At 50.8% G+C, this 2,665-nt stretch carries 4 protein-coding genes and 1 pseudogene; all 5 read right to left on the reverse strand.

Features of this window, described 5'->3' with window-relative positions:
- Window positions 1-127 precede the first annotated feature (127 nt).
- Window positions 128-877 (reverse strand): annotated as a pseudogene (locus G7Y39_RS13150) (alpha/beta hydrolase); the annotation flags it as partial.
- A gap of 41 nt (window positions 878-918) precedes the next feature.
- A complete protein-coding gene (locus tag G7Y39_RS13155; protein WP_165157889.1) occupies window positions 919-1,074 on the reverse strand; it encodes a hypothetical protein in 156 nt (51 codons plus the stop codon).
- A gap of 3 nt (window positions 1,075-1,077) precedes the next feature.
- On the reverse strand, window positions 1,078-1,656 hold the full coding sequence (locus G7Y39_RS13160) for a DapH/DapD/GlmU-related protein (RefSeq protein WP_165157890.1): 579 nt from the start codon (window positions 1,654-1,656) through the stop codon (window positions 1,078-1,080).
- A 15-nt stretch (window positions 1,657-1,671) separates the two neighbouring features.
- Window positions 1,672-2,211, reverse strand: coding sequence for a flavodoxin family protein (locus tag G7Y39_RS13165; protein WP_165157891.1), 540 nt, complete (start codon window positions 2,209-2,211; stop codon window positions 1,672-1,674).
- Between the two features lie 225 nt (window positions 2,212-2,436).
- The coding region (locus G7Y39_RS13170; protein WP_165154149.1) for an ATP-binding protein at window positions 2,437-2,665 on the reverse strand (229 nt) is incomplete at its 5' end.

The following is a 2,665-nucleotide window of genomic DNA, read 5'->3' on the forward strand; positions in this document are numbered from 1 at the left end:
CTGTCGTTGCAGAGCTTACAGGGGCGGAAGAGGAATGTCTCATGACACAGCTTATCATGAACGACAAGAGATTGGAGGCACTACAGGCTTATGCTCAAACAGCTTAGAGCTAAATCCGAAACTTGAGGTCGTAATAATCCTTCATGAACTGCGGCGCGTCGTCGGCAGGCTTCGGGTTCATCACGGTACGTGGATAAGTACCTGTACGGTAGTCTTCCGTGCGCTGGGCGTTGAGTTCCTGACGCATCTTATAGCGTGCATCAGCATTGTCATTGGCATCGAAATAACCATTTGCCGAACAACGGCTCATGTCGTACATCGTGGAAGCCACCGTTGCTTTGATGCGTGTGTCGTTGGCAGCCGCGTTGATGGCAAATCCGCCCCAGCCACAAATACCTACTATGCCGATACGTTCGGCATCCACGTCCGGACGTGTCGCAAGGTAGTCCACCGCAGCCGAGAAGTCTTCGGTATTGATGTCCGGCGAAGCCACGCCGCGAGGCTGGCCACCACTTTCACCTGTGAACGATGGGTCGAAAGCAATCGTCAGGAATCCCCGTTCGGCAAGAGTCTGGGCATACAGCCCCGATGATTGTTCCTTTACAGCCCCAAACGGACCGCTGACAGCGATGGCAGGCAATTTTCCTCCAGCGGTCGTTTTCGGTACATACAAGTCAGCGGCGAGCGTGATGCCGTAACGGTTGACGAAAGTTACCTTGCTGTGGTTCACCTTGTCACTTTTCGGGAATGTCTTGTCCCATTCCTGTGTCAATTTCAGTTCTTCCATATTTCTACTACTTTGAGTGTTCTGTGCCGGGCTCTCCGTCAGACCGAAGAGGCAGAGGAAAGCGGCAGTTAAAATTGTCATACGTTTCATAATCGCTGTGAATTTAATGTTTATCGTTTCTTGTTTTCTTTTCACTGTGCAAAATTACAGCGGATTACAGAGAACTCCGGGAAGTCGGCCAGCGCGATACCCAACAGATCCAGTCTGCGTAGCACGTCCGGTATGGCGTAGCGTTCGGATGATCTGACGGGGATGGCCGTATGGTTGTTTGCCGATTCAGGTTCCATAGGCTATCGCTTTTCGTTCCCGTCAATGTCGCGGAGATGCCTTGCCGGTACGCCTCCTACAGCCGTGTTAGCTGGCACGTCCTTTGTCACCACCGATCCGGCGGCAATAATAGCGTTGTCACCCACGCTCACACCCCGCAGGATGGTAGAGTTGGAACCGACCCACACGTTTTTGCCTAAACGGATAGGAGCCGGATACATCGCCCCACGGTCTTCGGGATCCATACCATGATTGAGTGTGGCAAAAACCACGTTGTGACCGATGAGGCAACCGTCGCCCAATGTCACACCGCCATGATCTTGAAAATGGCAACAGGCGTTGATGAAGACATTACGCCCGATGGTGATATTCTTGCCGAAGTCAGTATAGAACGGCGGGAACATCTTGAATGTTTCATCCACAGGCTTGCCGGTCAGACGCGACATCAACACACGCAACTCCTCCTGTGAATGGTACGAGTTGTTTATCTCGCAGGTAATGCGCCGGGCTTTGTCGCTCATTTCGTTCATCATCTGATAGATTTCCGGTGTATTGAGCGCACCGCCGGCCTTGATATGATTCAGAAAATCGTCCAGTGTCATAATTCCCTCCTTTTCCTATGCCTGTCTGCCCATTTCGTATGCCTCCCGCAATTTCGGGCTTCCCTTGATTTCTCCCGTGTGCCATACGCCGCCGCAAAACAGCGTACCCTTTACCGTCGGGTTCTCCAGACAATCGAGGAATCCCATGAAATTGGCAACGATGCGGCCCATAATTGTTTCATCCTCTTCGGCAGCCGTGGCTATGAAATAAAACTCCTTGTTCTTCATTTCGGTATAAGGTCCGCAGCAACGGTCTATCATCATTTTCATCTGTGCGCTCATGGCATAGAAATAGACCGGTGTCCCCATCACGATGATATCCGCGGCAAGCATCTTCTCAATTACTTCCGCTGCATCGTCTCTCTGCGGGCAGGGTTTCTTGTACTGGCTACATACACTGCACCCCATGCAGGGATGTATGTTCTTGTCACGCAGGAAAATCTTCTCTACATGTTTTCCACTCTCTATGGCTCCGCGCATGAATTCATCGCAAAGCGTGTCCGAATTGCCGCCACGACGGGGGCTGGACGATAAAATCAGAATATTCTTCGACATGGTTTATCTGTTTTTATATGTTACATCGCGAACGCGCTACGTAAAACCGTGGCATTCATAGATCTCATATATTTTTATTTTAGATTTCACTTATGGTAGGACAAAGGTATGGATTCTTCTCGACTTTTTTACCTTTGTGCGGCATAAAGCCGTATCTTGTGGAAAAACCGGAGCAGACTGGGACAGTGCGCCGGAGGTAGCTGGGACACTTTTGATGCGGCAAAGTTAATGATTTTTTCTCAGACTATCGCCTTTGAGTTCAAAACGTATGGCAGAGTGCACCATCCGGTCGAGTATTGCGTCGGCGGCGGTGGTGTTGGTCTCCAGGCAGTCATACCAGTCTGCGACCGGTATCTGCGAGGCGATTATGGTTGATTTGCGCCCGTGGCGGTCCTCGATGATTTCCATCAGGTCGAGTATCTGCTCGTTATTGAGCTTCTTGATTCCGAAGTCG

It is taken from the genome of Parabacteroides sp. ZJ-118, from assembly GCF_011038785.1.
GTDB lineage: Bacteria > Bacteroidota > Bacteroidia > Bacteroidales > Tannerellaceae > Parabacteroides.